At 61.2% G+C, this 22,053-nt stretch carries 17 protein-coding genes; 8 read left to right on the plus strand and 9 right to left on the minus strand.

Going from position 1 to position 22,053, the window contains the following annotated elements:
• The first annotated feature begins 88 nt into the window (after positions 1-88).
• The 4 genes from J7573_RS17840 to J7573_RS17855 are packed head-to-tail and all read left to right on the plus strand — an operon-like array spanning position 89 to position 3,761.
• Positions 89-1,375: an MFS transporter gene (locus J7573_RS17840; RefSeq protein WP_110637065.1), complete on the plus strand. Its 1,287-nt coding sequence runs from the start codon at positions 89-91 to the stop codon at positions 1,373-1,375.
• A gap of 9 nt (positions 1,376-1,384) precedes the next feature.
• Positions 1,385-2,164, plus strand: a complete 780-nt coding sequence (locus J7573_RS17845) for a 5-oxoprolinase subunit PxpA (protein ID WP_294338118.1) — start codon at positions 1,385-1,387, stop codon at positions 2,162-2,164.
• Positions 2,161-2,847 carry a 5-oxoprolinase subunit PxpB gene (gene pxpB / locus J7573_RS17850; protein ID WP_294338121.1) on the plus strand — a complete coding sequence of 229 codons (687 nt, stop codon included), beginning with the start codon at positions 2,161-2,163 and terminating at the stop codon, positions 2,845-2,847. The genes J7573_RS17845 and pxpB overlap by 4 nt, the downstream gene beginning before the upstream one ends.
• The gene (locus J7573_RS17855; RefSeq protein ID WP_294338122.1) at positions 2,844-3,761 is read left to right on the plus strand and encodes a biotin-dependent carboxyltransferase family protein; all 918 of its coding nucleotides are present in this window, start codon (positions 2,844-2,846) and stop codon (positions 3,759-3,761) included. The genes pxpB and J7573_RS17855 overlap by 4 nt, the downstream gene beginning before the upstream one ends.
• A 113-nt stretch (positions 3,762-3,874) precedes the next feature.
• On the opposite strand, the gene J7573_RS17860 is transcribed toward J7573_RS17855, so the two are convergent.
• The 3 genes from J7573_RS17860 to J7573_RS17870 form a co-directional block, all read right to left on the minus strand.
• Positions 3,875-5,053: a VWA domain-containing protein gene (locus J7573_RS17860; RefSeq protein WP_103446348.1), complete on the minus strand. Its 1,179-nt coding sequence runs from the start codon at positions 5,051-5,053 to the stop codon at positions 3,875-3,877.
• Between the two features lie 13 nt (positions 5,054-5,066).
• Positions 5,067-5,912 carry a MoxR family ATPase gene (locus J7573_RS17865; RefSeq protein WP_152953989.1) on the minus strand — a complete coding sequence of 282 codons (846 nt, stop codon included), beginning with the start codon at positions 5,910-5,912 and terminating at the stop codon, positions 5,067-5,069.
• A gap of 110 nt (positions 5,913-6,022) precedes the next feature.
• Positions 6,023-7,096 carry a DUF748 domain-containing protein gene (locus tag J7573_RS17870; RefSeq protein ID WP_294338127.1) on the minus strand — a complete coding sequence of 358 codons (1,074 nt, stop codon included), beginning with the start codon at positions 7,094-7,096 and terminating at the stop codon, positions 6,023-6,025.
• 134 nt (positions 7,097-7,230) lie between these two features.
• Between J7573_RS17870 and cysK the strand changes: the two genes are divergently transcribed.
• Positions 7,231-8,205: a cysteine synthase A gene (cysK, locus tag J7573_RS17875; protein WP_079229278.1), complete on the plus strand. Its 975-nt coding sequence runs from the start codon at positions 7,231-7,233 to the stop codon at positions 8,203-8,205.
• A 172-nt stretch (positions 8,206-8,377) separates the two neighbouring features.
• Positions 8,378-9,313 (plus strand): aspartyl/asparaginyl beta-hydroxylase domain-containing protein, encoded by a 936-nt coding sequence (locus J7573_RS17880; protein WP_294338131.1) that lies wholly within the window; start codon positions 8,378-8,380, stop codon positions 9,311-9,313.
• A gap of 156 nt (positions 9,314-9,469) precedes the next feature.
• Here the strand turns inward: J7573_RS17880 and J7573_RS17885 are convergent, their stop codons facing one another.
• The 4 genes from J7573_RS17885 to J7573_RS17900 all read right to left on the minus strand — a co-directional run bounded on the left by J7573_RS17885 (position 9,470) and on the right by J7573_RS17900 (position 17,332).
• Positions 9,470-10,327, minus strand: coding sequence for an Ig-like domain-containing protein (locus J7573_RS17885; RefSeq protein ID WP_294338133.1), 858 nt, complete (start codon positions 10,325-10,327; stop codon positions 9,470-9,472).
• A 65-nt stretch (positions 10,328-10,392) separates the two neighbouring features.
• Entirely contained in the window at positions 10,393-14,286 is a 3,894-nt protein-coding gene (locus tag J7573_RS17890) for an RCC1 domain-containing protein (protein ID WP_294338135.1), read from the minus strand.
• A gap of 123 nt (positions 14,287-14,409) precedes the next feature.
• The gene (locus tag J7573_RS17895; protein WP_294338136.1) at positions 14,410-15,729 is read right to left on the minus strand and encodes a hypothetical protein; all 1,320 of its coding nucleotides are present in this window, start codon (positions 15,727-15,729) and stop codon (positions 14,410-14,412) included.
• Positions 15,730-16,018: 289 nt separating this feature from the next.
• On the minus strand, positions 16,019-17,332 hold the full coding sequence (locus tag J7573_RS17900) for a DUF2599 domain-containing protein (protein ID WP_294338138.1): 1,314 nt from the start codon (positions 17,330-17,332) through the stop codon (positions 16,019-16,021).
• A 564-nt stretch (positions 17,333-17,896) separates the two neighbouring features.
• Between J7573_RS17900 and J7573_RS17905 the strand changes: the two genes are divergently transcribed.
• Positions 17,897-18,778: a DMT family transporter gene (locus J7573_RS17905; protein WP_294338140.1), complete on the plus strand. Its 882-nt coding sequence runs from the start codon at positions 17,897-17,899 to the stop codon at positions 18,776-18,778.
• A 3-nt stretch (positions 18,779-18,781) separates the two neighbouring features.
• Here J7573_RS17905 and J7573_RS17910 read toward each other — a convergent pair whose 3' ends face one another.
• Positions 18,782-19,240: a DUF4265 domain-containing protein gene (locus J7573_RS17910; protein WP_294338142.1), complete on the minus strand. Its 459-nt coding sequence runs from the start codon at positions 19,238-19,240 to the stop codon at positions 18,782-18,784.
• 13 nt (positions 19,241-19,253) lie between these two features.
• A complete protein-coding gene (locus J7573_RS17915; protein WP_294338144.1) occupies positions 19,254-20,129 on the minus strand; it encodes a DMT family transporter in 876 nt (291 codons plus the stop codon).
• A 137-nt stretch (positions 20,130-20,266) separates the two neighbouring features.
• Here J7573_RS17915 and aceK point away from each other — a divergent pair, with 137 nt between their 5' ends.
• The gene (aceK, locus tag J7573_RS17920) at positions 20,267-21,976 is read left to right on the plus strand and encodes a bifunctional isocitrate dehydrogenase kinase/phosphatase (RefSeq protein ID WP_294338145.1); all 1,710 of its coding nucleotides are present in this window, start codon (positions 20,267-20,269) and stop codon (positions 21,974-21,976) included.
• The last annotated feature ends 77 nt before the right edge of the window (positions 21,977-22,053 follow it).

A 22,053-nucleotide genomic window follows, 5' to 3' on the forward strand; every position in this document is an offset into this window, starting at 1 on the left:
GACTCAGGCAGCACGGCCTCTGAACATGACGCCCAGGCCGCGACGCTCGACGTCGCCCATAAAACAATACCAACAAGCCGAGGCAAGCATGAACCCAAGCGGCGTGCAGCAGCAGGTGCAATCCCCTCCTTCGACCGGGCCGTTCGCCTGGTACCGCGACATCGACCAACAGCAACGGCGCACATTCTGGAGCTGCAAGATCGGCTATGGCCTGGACGGCATGGACACGCAGATGCTCAGCTTCGTGATCCCGACGCTGATCATGCTGTGGGGCATCAGCACCGCAGAAGCCGGGCTGATCCACACCAGCACGCTGATCGCCTCGGCCGTCGGTGGCTGGGTCGCCGGCATTCTCTCCGACCGCATTGGCCGCGTGCGCACCCTGCAACTGACGGTGCTGTGGTTCGCCTTCTTCACTTTCCTCTGCGGTTTCGCCCAGAACTATGAGCAGCTGCTGATCGCCCGGACCTTGATGGGCTTCGGTTTCGGTGGCGAGTGGACCGCCGGCGCCGTGCTGATCGGCGAGGTGATCCGCGCCCAGGACCGCGGCAAGGCGGTGGGCATGGTGCAGTCGGGTTGGGCCATTGGCTGGGGGCTGACGGCGATCCTGTATGCGCTGCTGTTCTCCTGGCTGCCAGCGGAACAGGCCTGGCGCGCGCTGTTCCTGCTGGGCCTGGTGCCGGCGATCTTCGTGATCTTCGTCCGCCGCCTGGTCAAGGACCCGGAGGTGTATCGCCAGGCCAAGGCCGGGGAAACCGCCGAAGCGCCCTCGCATTTCTACGAGATCTTCGCCCCCGGCATGCTCTGGACCACCGTACGCGCCTCGCTGCTGACCACCGGCGCGCTGGGTGGCTACTACGCCATCACCTCGTGGCTGCCGACTTTCCTCAAGAACGAGCGCGGCCTGAGCGTGCTGGGCACCGGCGGCTACCTGGCCATGGTGATCGTCGGATCCTACATCGGTTATGTGGTCAGCGCGTACCTGTCCGACCTGCTGGGGCGCAAGAAGAACTTCATCCTGTTCGCCGTGGGCTCGTTCATCATCGTGCTGCTGTATACGCAGATGCCCGTGAGTGACGGCGTGATGCTGTGGCTGGGCTTCCCGCTGGGCTTCTTCGCCTCGGGCATCTTCAGCGGCATGGGCGCGTTCCTGACCGAACTGTTCCCGACCCGGGTGCGTGGTTCGGGGCAGGGCTTCTGCTACAACATTGGCAAGGTTATCGCTGCCTTGTTCCCGCTGCTGATCGGCCTGCTTGGCGAGAAGATTCCCCTGGGCCTGGGTATCGGCGTGTTCTCTGCAGTGTCCTATGGCGTGGTGATCGTGGCAGCGCTGAGCTTGCCGGAAACACGCGGCAAACAACTTCAGGCGCGCTAAGGTAGGCCTATGAACATCGATACGGGAGCACGTCAGGTGAAACCCCTGCTACTCAATTGCGACATGGGCGAGAGTTACGGCAGCTGGCGCATGGGCCTGGATGCCGAGGTGATGCCCTACATCGACTGCGCCAACATCGCCTGTGGCTACCACGCCGGCGACCCGAGCATCATGCGCCGCACTGTGGCCATGGCGCTGGAGCACGGCGTGACCATTGGCGCGCACCCGGCCTATCCGGACCTGGTCGGCTTCGGCCGCCGCTCCATGGCCTGCAGCCCTGAAGAAATCCGCGACCTGCTGCATTACCAGATCGGTGCCCTGGACGGCATCTGCAAGGTGCTCGGCGGCCGGGTGGCCTATGTGAAGCCCCACGGCGCACTGTACAACGACATGATGGCCGACCCACTCAAGCTGCGCACCGTGCTGGAAGCCGTGGCGGCCTATGACAGGGGCTTGCCGCTGATGCTCATGGCCACTGCCGACAACCGCGCGGCCCAGGCCTTGGGCGATGAAATCGGCGTGCCGTTGTGGTTCGAAGCCTTCGCCGACCGCGCCTACACCGCCAGCGGCCACCTGGTCTCGCGGCGCCTGCCGGGCGCGGTGCACCATGACTCGGCATTGGTAGTCGAGCAGGCCCTGCGCCTGGCTCGCGGTGAGACCCTGGTGGCGGATGACGGCAGCGCGTTGCAGCTGGCCGCCAGCACCCTCTGCGTGCATGGCGACAACGACAGCTCGGTAGCGGCCGTGCGGCAGATCCGCCAGGCCCTCGATGCGCTGGAGGCGCGATGAAGCTGCGTATCGAAGTCGTGGCCATCGACAGCCTGATGGTGCGCCTGTTCGACCGTATCGACGAAGCCAACATGCCGTGGATGCTCGCCGCCAGCCAGCGCCTGAGCGCGGCGTTCGGCCTGCATTTGGTAGATCTGGTGCCGTCCTACACCACGCTGATGGTGCAGTTCGATTTGCCGCCGGGTGAGGCGAGGGCGTTGATCACCCAGGCGCTGGACGGCTTGCAGCCGGACACCGGCAGCGGGGGCCGGCGTCATGATATCCCAGTGTGGTACGACGCCAGCGTCGGCCCGGAACTGCCCGTGCTCGCAGCTCGCAGCGGGCTGAGTGAAGCCGAAGTGGTCCGTCTGCACAGTGAGCGTGAATACCCGGTATTCGCCCTTGGCTTTGCACCCGGTTTCGGCTTCATGGGGCTGGTCGACGAACGCCTGGCCAGCCCGCGTCTGAGCACCCCGCGCAAGCGCGTGGCGGCCGGCAGCGTCGGTATCGCCGAACGCCAGACGGCGGCTTACCCCGCCGTGTCGCCAGGAGGCTGGAACCTGATCGGGCGCACCCCGGTGCGCCTGTTCGACCGCGAACGCGAGGGCTACAGCCTGCTGCAGCCGGGCGACCGGGTGCGCTTCGTGGCGGTGTCGCGTGACGAATTCCTGGCCCTGGGCGGCGATGTGGAGGCGCAAGGATGAAGCAGTTGAAGATCGAGGCCAGTACCGCGCTATGCCAGTTGCAGGACGCCGGGCGCTTTGGCGTGCGGCACCTGGGCGTGACACAGGGCGGGGCGCTGGATTGGGTAGCGATGCAATGGGCCAACTGGCTGCTGGGAAACCCGCTGGGGGCGCCGGTGGTAGAAGTGGCGCTGGGTGGTTTCAGCGTGGTGGCCGAGCAGGATTGCGTGCTGGCGCTGGCCGGGGCTGACCTGGAGGCACTGGTGGATGATCAGCCACTGCTGCCATGGCGCAGCTTCACGCTGGCCAAAGGGCAGCGCTTGACCCTGAAGCAGCCAAAGCAAGGTGTGCGGGCGTACCTGGCAGCCCCGGGCGGGTTCCTCGGTGAAGATGTGCTGGGCAGCTGTGCCACGGTGGTGCGCGAAGAACTGGGGGGTATCGATGGGCGAGGGACAGCGCTAGGGAAAGGGCAGGTAATTTCTTTTGCCGGTGAATCGCCGGCATTGCGCGAAGTACCGGCGGCCATGCGCCCGAGCTATGTGGCCAAGCCCGTGCTCGACCTGGTGATGGGCGCGCAGATTGGCGATTTCAGCGGGACCAGCCTGTTCGAGGCGTTCAACCGTGACTGGACGCTGGACAGCCGCGCCGACCGTATGGGTATCCGCTTGCTGGGGCCAGAACTGGTCTATCAGGGCGCGCCGATGATTTCCGAAGGGATTCCGTTGGGGGCGGTGCAGGTGCCGCCGGACGGGCAACCGATCGTGCTGCTCAATGACCGGCAGACCATTGGCGGCTATCCGCGGCTGGGGGCGTTGACGCCGTTGGCGTTGGCGCAGCTGGCGCAGTGCATGCCGGGGGCTTCTGTACGGTTCCGGGCGGTGGTGCAGGACGAGGCCTGGCGGGAGCAGCAGGGTTACCTGGGCCGTTGGTTGTAAGGCTGCTGGCCCTTTCGCGGGCACGCCCGCTCCCACAGGGATAGCGTTTGCATGAGCTATCACTATCTCCTGTGGGAGCGGGCGTGCCCGCGAAAGGGCCGGTCCAGGCTCCATCACTTGGACAGGTAACGCATACCTTCCTCCAGCCCTTGCAAGGTCAGCGGATACATCTTGTCCTCGATCAGATCTCGCACCAAATGGGTCGAAGCCGTGTAATCCCAGGCCTGCTTGGGATACGGGTTGATCCAGATGATCTTCCTGAATTTCTCCTTGAAGCGCTGCATCCACACATACCCGGCCTCTTCATTCCAGTGCTCGACGCTACCCCCCGGCTGGGTGATCTCGTACGGCGCCATGGCCGCATCGCCGACGAACACCACCTTGTAGTCGTCGCCGTACTTGTGCAGCAGGTCGAAGGTGGAGAAGCGCTCCGAGGTGCGGCGCAGGTTGTTCTTCCACACCGACTCGTACACGAAGTTGTGGAAGTAGTAGTACTCCAGGTGCTTGAACTCGGTCTTGCAGGCCGAGAACAGCTCTTCGCAGACCTTGACGTGGGCGTCCATCGAACCGCCGATGTCGAACAGCAACAGCAGCTTCACCGTGTTGCGCCGTTCCGGGCGCATCTGGATGTTCAGCAGGCCGGCGTCACGCGCGGTGTGGTCGATGGTGCCGTCGATGTCGAGCTCTTCGGCGGCGCCTTCGCGGGCAAACTTGCGCAGCCGGCGCAGGGCCAGCTTGATGTTGCGCGTGCCCAGTTCGACCTGGTCGTCGAGGTTCTTGTATTCGCGCTGGTCCCAGACTTTTACCGCCTTGCCCTGGCGCTTGCCGGCCTCGCCGACGCGGATGCCTTCAGGGTTGAAGCCGCCCGAGCCGAACGGGCTGGTGCCGCCGGTGCCGATCCACTTGTTGCCACCGGCGTGGCGTTCCTTCTGCTCTTCGAGGCGCTTCTTGAATTCCTCGATGAGCTTGTCCAGGCCGCCCAGCGACTGGATCTGCGCGCGTTCCTCGTCTGTGAGGGAGCGTTCGAACTCCTTGCGCAGCCACTCATCGGGGATCAGTGCCTCGATGTGCCGGTCGAGGTTTTCCAGGCCCTTGAAGTAAGCGGCGAAGGCGCGGTCGAACTTGTCGAAGTGGCGCTCGTCCTTCACCAGGATGGCCCGGGCGAGGTAGTAGAAGGCGTCCATGTCGGCGAACACCACGCCTTTTTGCAGGGCGTGGTGCAGGTCGAGCAGCTCGCGCACCGAAACCGGCACCTTGGCCGCGCGCATTTCATTGAACAGGTTGAGCAGCATGGCCCGGCTCCTGTCAGCGGTTGCCGCGCCGGCTCATGAAGGCCAGGCGCTCGAGCAGTTGCACGTCCTGCTCGTTCTTCACCAGGGCGCCCGCCAGCGGCGGAATGGCCTTGGTCGGGTCGCGTTCGCGCAGTACGGCTTCGCCGATGTTGTCGGCCATCAGCAGCTTGAGCCAGTCGACCAGCTCGGAGGTGGACGGCTTTTTCTTCAGGCCTGGCACCTTGCGCACGTCGAAGAACACATCCAGCGCCTCGCTGACCAGCGACTGGCTGATGTTCGGGTAGTGCACGTCGACGATCTGCTGCAGGGTGCCGCGGTCGGGGAAGGCGATGTAATGGAAGAAGCAGCGGCGCAGGAAGGCGTCGGGCAGCTCCTTTTCGTTGTTGGAGGTGATGATGATGATCGGGCGCTGCTTGGCCTTGATGGTCTCGTCGATTTCGTAGACGTAGAACTCCATCTTGTCGAGTTCCTGCAGCAGGTCGTTGGGGAACTCGATGTCGGCCTTGTCGATCTCGTCGATCAGCAGGATTACCCGCTCATCGGCTTCGAAGGCCTCCCACAACTTGCCTTTCTTCAGGTAGTTGCGCACGTCGTGGACCTTGTCCACGCCCAGCTGCGAGTCGCGCAGGCGGCTGACCGCATCGTACTCGTAGAGGCCCTGGTGGGCCTTGGTGGTGGACTTGATGTGCCAGGTGATCAGGCGTGCGCCGAACGAGGCTGCGAGCTGCTCGGCGAGCATGGTCTTGCCGGTGCCGGGCTCGCCCTTGACCAGCAGCGGGCGTTCGAGGGTGATGGCCGCGTTGACCGCCAGCTTCAGGTCGTCTGTGGCGACGTAGTCGCGGGTGCCTTCGAACTTCATGGGTCTGTCCTCTGCGGGGTGCCTATAGTTTGCCAACGACTATAACGCGGGCCCAGGCAGCTGGAAACGCAGACCGGGTATTCAGTCCCTGAATGGCCCGTCACGCAGGCTCAGTCGGAACTGGGCGGGGACTGCTCATAACGTGCATTGAACGCCTGGATGAAGCCATTGCGCAGGATCTGCAGGAACGCCTCGAAAGCACTGATGTTCTGCTGGTGCACGCTCCCGCTCAGTTCCACCCGGGTGGCGAACTGGTTCTTCGGCTGGTTCTTCAGCACCGTCTCGCTGGCTCCCACCAGCGCCTCCCAGATCGAGCGGAAGATGCCCTTGTTCTTGTTCTCCACGTCCTGCTGCCAGTCGAACACATCGACATCGCGCAATAACGGCTTGATGTAGCCGTGCAGCCGGCCCTGTTCGGCCTGGGCCTCGATCACCAGGTCGCCGTGCCCGGCATTGAAGTCGAACTTGCCGTAGGCGCTGGAAAAGTCGTTGAGCCTGCGCAGCTCGATGCCCGTGGCGCGCAGGCGGAACTCGAAGTCGTCGAAATCACTGAACGGGTCGAAGGTGGCACGGCTTTCGACCTTGGCATCGCCCAGCAGCAGGGCAGTGGCGTCGAAGCTGGCATCGCGGCGGCCCTTTTTGTCGCGCACATTGGTCAGGTTGCGAATGTCCGCATCGAGTTGCGTGGCCTTGAGGTCGACCGGTGGTTTGGAATTGAAGTTGCGGAAGGTGAGGGTACCGTTTTCGATATGCACTTCGTTGAGGGTGATGGGCAGCAGTTTTTCCAGCTGCTGGCGCCAGTCGGTGCCCCGGCCGGTTTGCGAGGCCTGCTTGCTGCCGCCGTCGACGAAGTTGAGTTCAGGGTGCAGGAAGCTCACCTTGGCCACCACGGCCTTGTCGTAGATCAGCGAATGCCAGCTCACCGACAGGTCGATCAGCGGCGCATCCAGCAACGGCACCGGTACCTTGCCGGTGGTCTTGACGATCTTCAGGCCGTTGATCTGGTAGGCGCCGCGCCACCAGGCCAGGTCGACGTCGGCCACCTGGCCACGGTACTCGCCCATGTGGGCAAGCTTGTCGTTCAGGTAGTCGCGCACCAGGTAGGGCAGGGCCACCTGCAGGGCCACCAGCAGCACGATCAGGCTGGCCAGGCCAAGCAACGGCCAGCGATAGCGAGCTTTCATCGCGAGGCTCTCCGCAGCGGGTTGCACGGTTGACCGCAGGCAACGCCCGGGAGTTCGAACAGGCTTTACTGGCCACCGGGGCGGGCTTACCCTTTAAGTCTTTCCCTGCTGTTCTCATGTTCAAGGACCCTGCCATGAGCCGTATCTTTGCAGACAACGCCCACTCCATCGGCAACACGCCGCTGGTGCAGATCAACCGCATCGCCCCGCGTGGGGTGACCATCCTGGCCAAGATCGAAGGGCGCAACCCGGGCTATTCGGTCAAGTGCCGGATCGGTGCGAACATGGTCTGGGATGCCGAGAGCAGCGGCAAACTCAAGCCGGGCATGACCATCGTCGAGCCGACCTCGGGCAACACCGGTATCGGCCTGGCCTTCGTTGCCGCCGCCCGCGGCTACAAGCTGATCCTGACCATGCCGGCCTCGATGAGCCTGGAGCGCCGCAAGGTGCTCAAGGCGCTGGGCGCAGAGCTGGTGCTGACCGAGCCGGCCAAGGGCATGAAGGGCGCCATCGAGAAGGCCAACGAAATCGTGGCCTCCGACCCTGCCCAGTACTTCCTGCCGGGCCAGTTCGAGAACCCGGCCAACCCGGCGATCCACGAGAAGACCACCGGGCCTGAAATCTGGAACGACACCGATGGCGCGGTCGACGTGCTGGTTGCAGGGGTTGGTACCGGCGGCACCATCACCGGCGTGTCGCGCTACATCAAGCACACCCAGGGCAAGTCGATCCTGTCGGTGGCGGTCGAGCCGGTGGCGTCGCCGCTGATCAGCCAGACCCTGGCCGGTGAAGAGCTCAAGCCCAGCCCGCACAAGATCCAGGGCATTGGCGCTGGTTTCGTGCCGAAAAACCTCGACCTGTCGATCGTCGACCAGGTCGAGACCGTGACCGACGAAGAGTCCAAGGCCATGGCCATTCGCCTGATGCAGGAAGAAGGCATTCTCTGCGGAATTTCCTGCGGTGCAGCCATGGCGGCAGCGGTGCGCCTGGCCGAGAAACCGGAGATGCAAGGTAAGACCATCGTCGTAATCCTGCCCGACTCGGGCGAGCGTTATCTGTCCAGCATGCTGTTCAGCGACCTGTTCAGCGAGCAGGAAAACCAGCAGTAATCGGCCTTGCCGCTGATCCGGCGCAACATTCGGCGGCCTGGTTTATTGCAAAATCTTCATGAGTGAGATCCCGCCCAGGCTGTTTTTACCGGGGCGGGATGGGTTTATGATGGCCGGATGATTTTTCCGGGAGCAGGCAGCGCTGGCCTGGCTCCCATCAAAGGAGTGTTGCATGACCTTTTCCTTCCTCGCCAAGGCGGGTGTCCTGCTGGTGTTCTTCGGCAGTGTGCTGTTCGTGCACCTGCGCGGCAAGGCACGGCTGCCGGTTCTGCGCCAGTTCGTCAACCATTCGGCGCTGTTCGCTCCTTATAACAGCCTGATGTACCTGTTCTCCAACGTGCCGTCCAAGCCTTACCTGGACCGCCAGCGCTTCCCCGAGCTGGACGTGCTCAAGGACAACTGGCAGGTGATCCGCGAAGAGGCCATGCGCCTGTTCGACGAGGGGTACATCCGTGCCGCCGAAAAGGACAACGACGCCGGCTTCGGTTCGTTCTTCAAGAAAGGCTGGAAGCGCTTCTACCTGAAGTGGTACGACAAGCCGCTGCCGTCTGCCGAAGCCCTGTGCCCGAAGACCGTGGAGCTGGTCAGCAGCATTCCCAATGTGAAGGGTGCGATGTTCGCCCTGCTGCCCGGTGGCAGCCACCTGAACCCGCACCGCGACCCGTTTGCCGGTTCGCTGCGCTACCACCTGGGCCTGTCAACCCCCAACTCCGACGCCTGCCGCATCTACGTCGATGGCGAGGAATACGCCTGGCGTGACGGCGAGGACGTGATGTTCGACGAGACCTACGTGCACTGGGTCAAGAACGAAACCGACGTGACCCGGGTGATCCTGTTCTGTGACATCGAGCGCCCGTTGAGCAGCCCGCTGATGACCCGCATCAACCGCAAGGTCAGTGCCTTCCTCGGCCGCGCCACCGCGCCGCAGAACACCGATGACGAGCGAGTGGGCGGGATCAACCAGGCGTATGCCTGGAGCAAGCGCTTCAGCAACAAGATCAGCGCCCGCATGAAGCAGTTCAAGCGTGCCAACCCCAAGGCCTACCGCATCCTGCGGCCGGTGCTGGCGGTGGTGGTGGCTTACTACCTGTATCGCTGGTTGTTCTGAGTCTGGCATGTGGGGCGTGACGCGCGCCTTACTGCTTCAGCTCACGCCACGCTCAACGATAAAGGCTTCATTGGGGGCGACTACTATCACGGGCAAATGAACCGTTAACGCGTTGGCCGACGCGCCTGTACGGGCGCGCCGCCCAGCAAGCATGCTTCAGTTCATCCCCGCTACCTGGCGCAGGGCGCCCTTTTCGCTCGCTTCACCCGTAATCACGCCGGTGTGCGGGTGGAAGGTCCATGCGCTGTCGGCGCCTATCGCCTCTCCCCAGATAGCCAGGTTTGGCAGCCACTCCCCCATCTGGTTGCCGTAAGCGCTCTTGAACAACGCAAAATCGGACTGGCGTGGCATGCGCATGCCCACCGCCTTGCAAGTTTTCTCGGCATTGTTCAAGGTTGCGCTGCTAGCGAGAACTTCGAGCCCAACCAGGCCAGTGACAATCAACGAGTACTGCTGTTTGTCGCCATTGGCCAAGGTCGCGGTGATGGTGGTGCTGCCATTGCGCAAGGCGCTGACATTGCCGGCGCTGTCCACCGTTGCGACGCTTGCGTTGCTACTCTTGTAGCCAGTCGCTCCGGTCAGTGGTCGGGCAAAACTCATTTGTGCGGGAAGGTTCTTGGGCAGTTTAATCTTGCCATTGTGATAGAACACCGGTACGCGTTGGGCTGAGAGATCCACCACGTGGCCACCGGTAAAACCGTCACTGATATCAAACTCCAAGGCAGCGCTCGGCCCATCTTTGCCTACCGTGTAATAGACCTTGAGCCTGCCGCTGTCCTTGCTGAAATACTGGCTGGCAAAGTGAAGGGTGATGTTCTGGTCGTTGTGGTTGACCGGCAGGCTTTTGCTTGCCAGCTTTGTCCCATCTGCCTTGGCCAGCACCACGGTCAACTCTTCCCCCGCATGTACAGTTTCGAGCTGGATTTCGATCGCCGCGCCTTGCGGCGGCAGTCTGTCAGGGTTCAGCCAGCCGTCGACGGTGTGTCGGGAACTTGGCGCGTTGAGATTGCTCATTCGGGTATCTCCTGTTGAGGGCGCGGCGGCTTTCACCAGTGTGCCAGCCCTGCTGATTGGGGCTGTCACTTACGTTGGGCGCGCAGCTTCTGAACCAGGTAGTGCTGTGCCGGCAGGCTATTGCCACCGTATCGGCTGTCGCCCCAGGTCAACACCCGACCATCGTCGGTCAACGCGGTGAACGCGTAGTAGTTGGCATAGATAGCCCTGACGTTGATCAACTGCCCGGCGAGGGCGCTCGAATTGGCACCGGTTGCAGCCTGACCCCAGCATTTGAGCGAGCCATCGGCAAATAGGGCGGCGAAGGCTCCACTGGTGGCAGCGACCTGAATCACGTCCGCGCGCTTGGCGATGTCGGCTGGAAGGCTGCCCCCATAGCCCACACTCCCCCACGCAACAACATGGCCATTTCTGCGGCGGGCACAGAACGCGTAGCTCGTCGATGTCACTTCCACAACATCCGTCAGTCTGGCTATCTCGGCAGGTATGCTACCGCCGTGTTGTGGCACTCCGAACGCCAGCACCTGTTCCTGGCTGGTCAGCAGGCAGTAAGTCTTTAGGCCATGCGCTTCGATCGACTCAATATCGTCCCGCTGGCTGATGGCGGCAGGCATGTGCCCGGCCCCGAGCTCGTTGCCCCAGGAGAACACTTTCTTGCGCCCATCCGCTGTTACTCGGCGAGCAAGGAATCCGTAAGCACCGCCCTGTACTTCGAGCACATCGTCGAATGCCTGAAGTGCGGGGGGGACAGCAGCGCCATAGCTCTGATCTCCCCAGGCAACCAAGGCGCCATTGCTACGCAATGCAGCAAAGGCATAGAAACTAGCGGCCACGTCGACAATGTCGCGTAGGTCGAGAATGTTTTGCGGAATCCGCCCGCCTTTATTCAAGTCTCCCCAGCCGGTCACGCGGCGCTCGCCAGGGTCGTTACCATAGAGTGCAGCGAATGCGGAATAGTTGGAGCGTACCTTGAAAAAATCGCGTCTGCCGATGTCCTCAGGCCTCATGGTGCCTCCGGAAGCGGCATTTCCCCAGCATGAGATCGAACCATTGAGGCGCCTTGCCGCCATTGCCGTCCCATTCACTGAAAGATCGACAACGTCATCGAGTGTCGGTGCGACAGCAATACTCCCCCAGGATTGAACGCTGTAGGTCCCTGGGCTCGAGGTATCAATGAGAGCTGTGAAGCCTTTGGAGTTGCCCTGCACGTTCGCTACGTTTAGCACCGTGTTGTTGGCGCGAGTACGTACCTCGAGCAGACGTTCGGGTTGCGTATCGTGCCAGGTTTGCCCGGATGCCCAGTCGGTATCTCCGCTGTAGCGCCACTCGGCGATGATCGGAGTCGAAGTCGACGCATGGACTGCAGTGAGCCGGCGTGGTGGAGTGATATCGGCCCTGCCATCGAGGTTGTAGCGCGCGCCCATGACCCGCAATGGCGCCGTGCTGACCACATGGCTGACCGAGTACAGTTGCTCCGCTGATTGTTCCACCCGGCCATTCGCAAACCGTTTGATGCGGTAAAGAACCTTCAAACCTTGATTGAGATTAGCGCGGACGATTTCGAGTGGGAGCACCACATGCAAGGGCTGGCCAGGCTCGCCAGCTTTCACGGTATGGGGGATGGGGTCCACGTGATTGGAGACCAGTCCCACCACTTCTATGGTCACTTCATCGCCGATGCCCAGCTTGGCAGCCGCGGCGATTACGACAGTCGCTTGCCCTTTGAGGTCGAATGGGTTGATGTTGCCTTGCACTGCCTCGGCGATTACGGCCGGCGGCAGCGCCTCGCGTTGCACCCGGAACTTGATCAGGCCCGACCAGTCCGACGGGCGTTTGTGCTCGAACCGGATGATCTCGTACTGTAAGTCCACTTCGCCATTTTCGCTGGCCAGCACATAGGGCAGGTCGACCGTCAAGGTGCGTGCCAGGCCCTCCTCACCCCGCGCCACGGAATCATGGACCTCGGTCACACTATTAGCCTGGTCGCCATTCCAGTAGATCACCACCTTGTCGCCGGCAGCCAGAACGGCCAAGGCCGGAATGGTGATGGTTGCACCATGGGTGAGGCTGGACGGGTCGAGCTTGTCCTCCTTCAGCTCACTGACGACGGGCAGAGGACGGTCAATCTTGGGTTGCTTGCCCATCACCAGGTCGAGATCGTACGAAATCAGGTCTGGCTGGCCGGGCCGCAGGATTCGGTAATAGACCGACACGTCCTGTGCCTGGGTCAGGCCAGGTTCGAGCTGCGCCCTCGGGATCTGGAATTTTATACGGGTGGCATTCGCGTTACTCACGCTCTGGGTGTCGAAGTACGCCCCGCCGCTTGACGTGCTCCATTCGATTTCAACGTCGAAGGGTGGGGTAATCATGTCGGGAAGTGGCACGACCAAATCCACGCCAGCCGCATACTCCGCCAGTGAGGGATCGAGGATTGCATTGGCAGGATCGGGTTCGAGCGACGGCGGTATCAGGGTTTCCAGCGTATCGCCAACATCCAGTAACGCCGATTCGGACAGCAGTTGCGCTTTGCCTCGCGTCACGGTGTAGGAGATGTCCAGTGTGCCGCCATCCAAAGGTAGCAGCGCCTTTGCGGCGATGAACCGGAACACGGCGTCTTTTCCAGCCTGGGCACTACTGATAGTCAATGCGTCAGGTTTTTTCAGCAGCAGTGTGGTGTCTACCCGTGTACCACGCCATGTCAGGGTGACGATATCGTTGGCCTGCAGTTTGGCTGCGGCTGGAATGACCACGATGACGGGGTCGAGGTCGGCGTCCACATAGCCTTGGCTGATGCCATTAAGCTGTGGCGGCGGCAATTTGACGGGGGTGCCGATGAAGTTGACCCGGGTGCGTTTGGAATGCTCCACCTGGGCGCCCTGAACAAGTTCATAGCTGGCTGTACCGCGTCCGCCCCATAGAGCCTGCAGGTGCTCGACAGGCAGGTCGAACACCAAGGTACGGCTGCTGCGCACAACCACCTGTGTGCCGAGATCAACAGTGGTGATCTTGCCTTGTGCATTCTCACCCGTCCAGATCGCATGGATTTGAGCGTCCAGCGCAAAACCCTCTGCCGGCGGGTCAATTTCCACACTGAGCCCGGCGCTGCCAGGTTCCCCTGACTTGAGCCGCAAGACGCTTTTTCCTGTTTGCGGAACGACAACGAACGGTGCTGGCAAGCCCGACGCCAGTCCATTGGGGATCACCGTACTGGCCGACCAGTCAGCGGACTCGTTGCCCACTTCATCGACCACGTAGTAGCTGATGTCCAGGTTGGCATCCGAGGCGCCATCCACCACAGTATCCGGAATGTTGATCGTAACCGCCTTCCCCACTTCGGTGCTCTTGACCTCATGTTCGAGCATGTGACCCGACCAGCTCAGGTAGATGCGGTCGTACCGGCGCATCTTGGTGTAGGTCGGGATCGTTACCTGCACGCCCTTGCTTTGCAGGTCGATCTTGTCATGGGACACCAGGGGGGCCGCCAGGCTATCGTCGTTGGTGGCATCTTCACCCGGATAGTTGAACCGTACCAACACGTCAAGACGGGGGGACTGTTCTTCATTTTCAGTGCCGGCACGCGTCACACTGCAATAGAGTTCGGTGATACCTGTCGCTATGTCCTCGGTCGGGATGTTGAATGTCAGGGGCTGGTCTTCTTGTCCCGCGCGGACTTTATGGGTCCAGACCTGATCGTCGTCCCAGTAAACCTTGACGACGTCGCCTGCCCGCATCTTCGGGTACTTCTGAACCACCACGGGCAAGCCGGGGCTGCCTTCGTTGATCAGGTCCCCGCTAACGCCAACATCGGCACCCTTGGTCTTGATTGGCCTCACAGCGTCAGGGATGTAGACATGGCCAAAGGGGCTGGCAGCCACGTTGTCAGGATCGAGTTTCTTCAGGTAGTCATTAAAACTGTCAATGTCTTTCTGAAGGCCGATGTCGGCATCAACGTCACTCATGATTGTTTTCCTCAGCCGATTCATAAAGTGTTTGATGTGAAGCGGGGTTGATTATGGAGTGGGGACTTCATTTCCATAAAAGTGGCGATAATAAGGGGTGGCGATTTATTCTATCCGTCGGAATTATTCAATGTTCTGATCTTCAGGTCGGTAAACAACCAGTTGCCCATTTGGAGCGGCGGGGTCGAAACGCAAAAGTGGCAGATAGCCCGTACCTGTATCTGCATGATATTCGCGCTGAAAACGCTGTCCGCCTGTGAGGCCTTGACCGGATACATGGGAGTTGACGCTGTAGATAAAAGCCTCCAGGGGGAGGCTGGCAGGAATATTGCTGGGCCAAGCGGCCATGATTAACTCATTCCACCCTAAATGGCTAATGCCCGGCTTTGATCGTAACTCGGACATGGTTGCGAATGAAGTTGCATCCGTACCGAAAGAGCACTCATTAAGGGAAGATTTACCATATCGATTCAGCCACTGCTGAGCCGATGCTATGCCCAATGCGGCGCATGTGCCTTTGAATGTGCACATGTCTGTTGAGCCGCTAGTGCCGTTGTCGTATGGGTAGACGCAGCGCAATGTAAGAGGCTGCCGCACTGGAATGCCTGAAGCTAGCATTATGAAACCTTGGGTCTTGTAAGTTTTAGTGAGGTGCATGTCTGCGGCAAAATAGCTAAAAGATACCCCGTTTCCTTTGATTGAGGACGGGCTCACATTCCACGCCCTGAAACTCCCTACATCCGTCGTCCTGACCCAGACACCATTGCAGTTATAGCGGCTTGTGCCATTGGTACAGGTAGGGGCTGTGTCAGCGAAGCGCGCATTGATCCGCGAGGCCACTGCATACCCTTCAAACAGTTGCTCCTGCTGGGCAAACCCGAACGGTGTCAGTGCATCATCCGGCAGATACCGAAGCAGCGGTAACCATTCGCCTGTTGCCTGGTACCAGGCCAACTGGTTCCTTTGCCCGCGCCATAAGGCTCCCGGTGCGCCCAGTCGGTAATACAACGCCTGGATTGGGACTTTTTTGGCCTGTTGAACATCCCAGTTGTTCACCTCGACTGTTTCCGGTTGCGGCCTTACGCTCACGTCATAGAGTTTGTCTTGTGCCAGCGCTTCAAAACGGTTCATCAGTATGTAGCCCGTTTTCTCATTCAGCGGCGCCGCGGGGATATCGCTGCGCAGGTAGACAAAAAGCTCGCTACCGCGCTGGTTCGCTGCCGCGTCATGTTCCCAGAAGTTTCGCGGATGGTTCTGTGTCAATGGCCGGGCCAATACACCACTACAGGCATAGTCGGGTTGATTGGCGGCGCATTGTTCTGGGGTGTCGGCTATTCGCAAGTTAAGAGCATCGGCAGTTTCAGGGCCTGTCATGGCCCAGGCGCCAATATTGAACAGGCACAGTAAAATCGTGCCAAATGTGCACAGTAATACTCGCTGCATGGTCGACTCCTTGAAGGAAATTGCGATAAGGTGGCGTTGACTCCGCACGCTGCAGGAGTCAGCGGGTCGTTTAGGATGGGCCCCTAGCTAGGCTTTGTACGAAAAATGCCTGCACGTCGATCATGCTGCGTGGAAAACAGGCTCGGAATGCTTCATTTGCAACCCGCCAAGTCGTGCGCAACTCCGACCCTTCCTTGCCTGTTTTTGCCTTGCTTGATCGCCGCTCTGCGACTTTTCATACAAACCCTAGGTTTTACGTTTACAAAGTTTGCCTTTGCATTACGGACTACTAGAGATAGGGAACAGCCGGCCAGACATTACACCCTTCAGCCAATGACTGTTGATGGGTAGCGTCAGGGCGTACGGGCTCTAGGTTGAAGTAAGGTTTGTTGCGTATGGGGTTGCCATTTTTGTCGCCAGTCAAGTGGCAAACCAGTTGCCTGCGCATGCCACCACCATATTTGTCGCCGCTCCAGCGTGGATCATCTCCGTATTTCCTCAGTAACTCTGCATACATGGCTTCGGTCTCATCCGATCCAATGGTTCGAGCATGTGCCGTCGGTATGATCGACAGACTCCAGAGGCCTTTACCCAAATGAGGATCATCATCGCGCTGGAACCACGTAGCGCTCTGGATGTAACCCGCAGGTGAAGTTTTTGTGATGGGGCGAGGCAGGTCTCTATGTTGCGCGCCGGCTTCGCAAGAAAAATTCGCTTTGCTGTTTGCGTTTTGTGGGAAATCCAGCTTGACCACGGGAACCCAAACGCCTGTTTGCTGGTAGTAGTCGAACTGGTTTTTCATTGCTGCCTTTTTTCCCGCAACCAAGCTGTAGAAAAATGCTGCCACGGGCGCCTTGTCCTTTTCCCACGTTACAACCCGTAACTCTGTTTGCGTATTAACTGCATCGACGGTGTCGGCAATGGATTGACGTGCTGAAATAAATTCCTTGAAGGCTTCGGTGCGTTGAGCGCGTGTCATTTTTTTGCTCATGTCAAATGCGCACTGTTTCTTGTGTCGATCGATATTTGAATTTGCGGATAACCCATTGAAGTGTTGGGTCCATCCTGCAGCATCCGTAATCCCCAGTGCTTGGCAGCTCGCCTCTGTTTCGTTAGTGAGCGAGCTGTCCAGGCAGCCTCGCTGGGTTCGGAAGTTTGTCCATGCGTCAATAGGGAACGCGCAGTAGACGTTGAGTTTTTTCTCTCGATCATTTACAAACTGGCGCGGGGTGAAGATGATCCCGTTATCCGACGAGACCCCGGGGTCTTTGTAAGCAATACGGTCAGCACGCATCCACGACACTGAAACCCCGCCTGACTTGACCGAATCTGGGCTGGGATTCCAGACATAGTATTTGAGCGGGTCTGTGGGGGGCGGAACCTTTTCAGGATTGCCCGTCTTTTCATCCCATCGATGTGTTGCCCTGAGCATGACCCCGCTGCAATCAACTGCTGGATCTATTCCGCATTCTGACCGGGTGTCGTTGTACCAATTTTTTATTTCCTGAACGACACTTTCGCATGTCGCAGCATCTGCAATGGCGCTGCATAAAAACAGCGGAACGGCAACCGCGGATGTAATCCGCGCTTTTAAGTTCTTCACAGTGGTATCCTCTCTCGGTGCTACATCCTCGCGTTCGATGTTAGGGATGCACTGTGTGGCCTACAACTGGTAAAAATGCTAGTTTTTGATCACTTTTGATTTTGTTTAATTAAGGTGTTAGCAAGCGGTTGGAGCAACAATCTCGCCTTCTTAATCGCTGTTCACTTTCATTTACTTCCCACGCTTAAATAACCACACCCTCGGCAGCGTGCCGGGCCTGCTCACAGTTGCCAGGCGCGGTGTAGCGAGCTATATTCCTGCATCGCTCTTATCCTGTGACCCGATCATGCCAGCCATCCCTTCCACCACATGCTTTGCCATCGCGCCAGTCGCGGGCATGGTCGTGCGTGGCAGCCAGCAGCCGGCCATGATCAGTCACTACCCACCACCTGTCAGTGGCGTCGTAGGCGGCGTAGCTCCGCCTCCTTGCGTGGTCGTGCTGGGCTGATCGGCTTTTGGCCGCCTCCCTTCGCACCCGCAACCTACTGAACACGGTCGGCACCTTCCCTCGCTGAAGTTCACGCCCGCCGTCTGGCTTATTCGCCTTTTATCAGGTGGCAATACATGTCTGTCTTCAACAAAGCATCCGTGGCCTCGGTGGCCACCACCAGCCTGTTCGTCCTGCTCTGGAGCAGTGGCGCGATCGTTTCCAAACTTGGCCTGGCCCATGCCAGCCCCTTCGCCTTCCTGCTGCTGCGCTCGGCGCTGGCCCTGACCGGCCTGCTGCTGATCGGTCCGTTGCTGGGCCTGCGCTGGCCGCGTACACGGGGGGCGATCTTGCGTGCCCTGGGTACCGGCTGCGTGATGCTCGGCGCCTACCAGATCTTCTACCTGCTGGCGCTCAACACCCACGTTACCCCCGGCGTGATGGCCACGGTGATGGGGGTGCAACCGATCCTCACCGTGGTGCTGATGGAGCGCCAGCGCTCCTGGAGCCGTTTGTTCGGCCTGGGCCTGGGGCTTGGCGGGCTGGTGATGGTGGTCTACCAGGGCATCAACCTCGGGGGCGTATCGCTGCTCGGCATGCTGTTCGCCTTGCTGGCGCTGGCCAGCATGACCTTCGGTTCGATCCTGCAGAAGCGCATCACCGACAACCCCATGGGCACACTGCCGTTGCAGTACATCGCCGGCTTCGCCATGTGCGCCGTGTTCGCGCCGCTGCAACCGCTGCATGTGGAATGGACCGGCGGCTTCATCGGCGCGCTGCTGTGGATGGGGCTGGTGGTGTCGCTGCTGGCGACCCTGCTGCTGTACCGGCTGATCGCCAAGGGTAACCTGGTCAATGTCACCAGCCTGTTCTACCTGGTGCCGGCAGTGACTGCGGTGATGGACTTGCTGATCTTCGGCAACCGCCTGGCGCCGTTGAGCCTGCTGGGCATGGGCCTGATCGTGGTCGGTCTGCTGTTCGTGTTCCGCAAGCCGACGGCGCGGCTGGCTGAGGCGTAGGGCCTAGCGAAACTCTTCGGGGATGGCGTGGCGCAATACGCCTTCCTCGAAGTCCAGGGTGCCGGCTTCGCGCTGGGTCAGCAGGTAGTAGAGCAGGGTGTCGGCCGATTGCGCTGCCGGCACTTCGACCGCCAGCATCCTGACCGCTTTTTCCACCTCGCAGGTGCAGCCGAAGTCGGCCAGGGCCGCGTGCACCTGCTCCAGGGTTTCCGGTGGCTTGACGACGACCCGGAACACCGACGCCCCGGCGTTCTGTTGCAAGGCGTCGAACCAGGCCTGGTCACCCTCGTGGCGAATGCTGATGATGTCGCCGGGGGCGATGCCGTAGACGTGGAAAGGGATGCTGTCGACCCGATAGCCCCCAGCGACCGCCTGTGTCCACAAGCCTTCCACCGAGGCTGGCGGGTAGCCGCTCGCGTCTTGCTCCAGGCGGAACAGAACCTTCTTGAATGTGTCGCTCATGGTCCGCATCGCCTCACGTGCGCGCCGGGCGCAGCACCAGCCACAGCGCCAGGGCAATCAGCACACCGCCATACACATGGGCCATCGACAAGGGCTCGTCGAGCAGCCACGCCCCCCACAATACACCGAACACCGGGATCAGGAAGGTCACGGTGCTGGCCTTGACCGGGCCGATTTCGGCCAGCAGGCGGAAGTACAGAATATAGGCGAAGGCGGTGCACAGTAGGCCCAGGCCCAGCAGCGACAGCCATACCTGCCAGCCGCCCCAGCTTGCCGGTGGCTGGGTCAGGGCGCTCCAGGCGAACAGCGGGCTCAGCATCAAGGTGGCGCCGAGCATGCTGCCCAGGGCTGACAGGCGGCTGTCCAGGCCGCTGATCCAGCGCCGCGCGAGGAAGCCGGCGAAGCCGTAGCAGGTGGTGGCTGCCAGGCAGGCCAGGGCACCTTGCACCAGGGCCATGTCCAGCGCGACCGGGCCGGCGCCGCTGAGGATGCCGACACCGAACAGGCCGAGGAAAATGCCGCCGAGCTTGGGCAGGGTCATGGCTTCGCGGAAGAACAGCGCGCCGATCAGCACGCCCATCAGCGGTGTGGTGGCGTTGAAAATCGCCGAATAGCCGGCGGGCAGCACTTGCGCGGCCACGGAATAGAAGGTGGCCGGGATGCCCGAGTTGATCATGCCCAGCACCAGGCAGGCGCCAAGCTTGCCGTCGAAGTCCCAGCGCACCCGGGTGGCGGCGAGGATGGCGATCAGGCCCAGGCAGGCGATGGAGACGCGGAAGAACGCGGTAGGGACGGTACCCAGCGCCGGGGCGATGATGCGCATGAACAGGAAGCTCGCCCCCCAGACAGCGGCAAGGGTCAGCAGGCGGGCTAGGGCGATGGGGCTCACAACGGTCTCCGGGGACAGGGCAGGGCGCGAGTGTACGTGACTCGCCTGGGCGATTCTTGTGCTTTCTTGCGCTGTAAACCTGTACCGGCCTCTTCGCGGGCTAAGCTCATAGCTCACCCAGCCCCGAGGTGTTATGCATGACCCAGCATTGGCCCGCCGGCGAGATCGCGCGGATGATCCTCGATGGCTTCGACGACTACCGCGAGCACTTTCGCCGTATCACCCTCGGTGCCCGCGAGCGCTTCGAGCAGGCGCGCTGGCAGGACATCCAGCGGGCGTCGGCAGTGCGGATCAACCTGTACGAACAGAAAGTCGGCGAGGTCAACGCCTGGCTGCGCGACGGTTTCGACGAAGAGGTGCTGCTGGATGTGGAACAGTGGCCGCTGGTGAAAAACGCCTACATCCGCCTGATCGACCCACGGCTGGACGATGAGCTGGCGGAGACCTGGTACAACTCGCTGTTCTGCAGCCTGTTCAGCCACGACCAGATCAGCGACGGCTGCATGTTCATCCACACCACCCGGCCTTCGATCCGCACCCATGAGCGCGCTGCGCAGACCCGCACCTACACGCCCGGCGGTAGCCTCAAGGGGCTGCTGCGGGCCATTTTCGCTGACTATGCCTTTGCCTATGGCGATCTCGAAGGCGATGTGGCGCGCCTTGAAGAGCAACTGAAGGACTGCCTGCCAGACTGGGTGTGCAAGGACCCGGCCCTGGCCGTGGAGCTGTTCGTGCCGGTGTTGTACCGCAACAAGGGCGCCTACTTGGTCGGCCGCCTGTACAACGCTGACGAGCAGTGGCCGCTGGCAATTGCACTGCTGCACCGGGAAGGCCATGGCATCGAGGCCGATGCGCTGATCACCGACGAGGCCGAGGTGTCGATCATCTTCTCGTTCACCCGCTCGTACTTCATGGCCGACGTGCCGGTGCCGGCGGAGTTCGTCAACTTCTTGAAACGCATCCTGCCGGGCAAGCACATTGCCGAGCTGTACACCTCGATCGGTTTCTACAAGCAAGGCAAGTCGGAGTTCTATCGCGCCCTGATCAACCACCTGGCCAGCAGCGACGATCGCTTCGTCATGGCCCCCGGCGTGCGCGGCATGGTCATGAGCGTGTTCACCCTGCCGGGCTTCAATACCGTGTTCAAGATCATCAAGGACCGCTTCTCGCCGTCCAAGACCGTCGACCGCGCCACGGTGATCGACAAGTACCGGCTGGTGAAGAGTGTCGACCGGGTGGGGCGCATGGCCGATACCCAGGAATTCGCCGATTTCCGCTTCCCGCGTGGCAAGTTCGAGCCCGAATGCCTGGCCGAGTTGCTGGAAGTGGCGCCCTCGACCGTGGCGCTGGAAGGCGACACCGTGCTGGTCCGCCACTGCTGGACCGAGCGGCGCATGACCCCGCTCAACCTGTACCTGGAGCACGCCAGCGAAGGGCAGGTGCTAGAAGCGCTGGAGGACTATGGGCTGGCCATCAAGCAACTGGCGGCGGCGAACATCTTCCCGGGTGACATGCTGCTGAAGAACTTCGGCGTTACCCGGCATGGGCGGGTGGTGTTCTACGACTATGACGAGATCAGCTTCCTGACCGAGGTGAACTTCAGGCACATTCCGCCGCCGCGTTACCCGGAGGATGAGATGTCTGGCGAGCCGTGGTATTCGATCGGGCCGCACGATGTGTTTCCCGAGGAGTTCCCGCCGTTCCTGTTTGCCGATATCGGCCAGCGCCGGTTGTTCAGCCGCTTGCATGGGGAGTTGTATGACGCGGACTACTGGAAGGGGCTGCAGGCGGCGATCCGTGAAGGCAAGGTGATCGATGTGTTTCCCTATCGGCGCAAGGGCCGGTGATCCGGTTTCGCCAGGCCCAGCCTCTTCGCGGGTAAACCCGCTCCCACAGGTAATCCACTGGCTTCAGTATTGCGCAG

The sequence above is a fragment of the Pseudomonas sp. genome (genome assembly GCF_017744435.1).
GTDB lineage: Bacteria > Pseudomonadota > Gammaproteobacteria > Pseudomonadales > Pseudomonadaceae > Aquipseudomonas.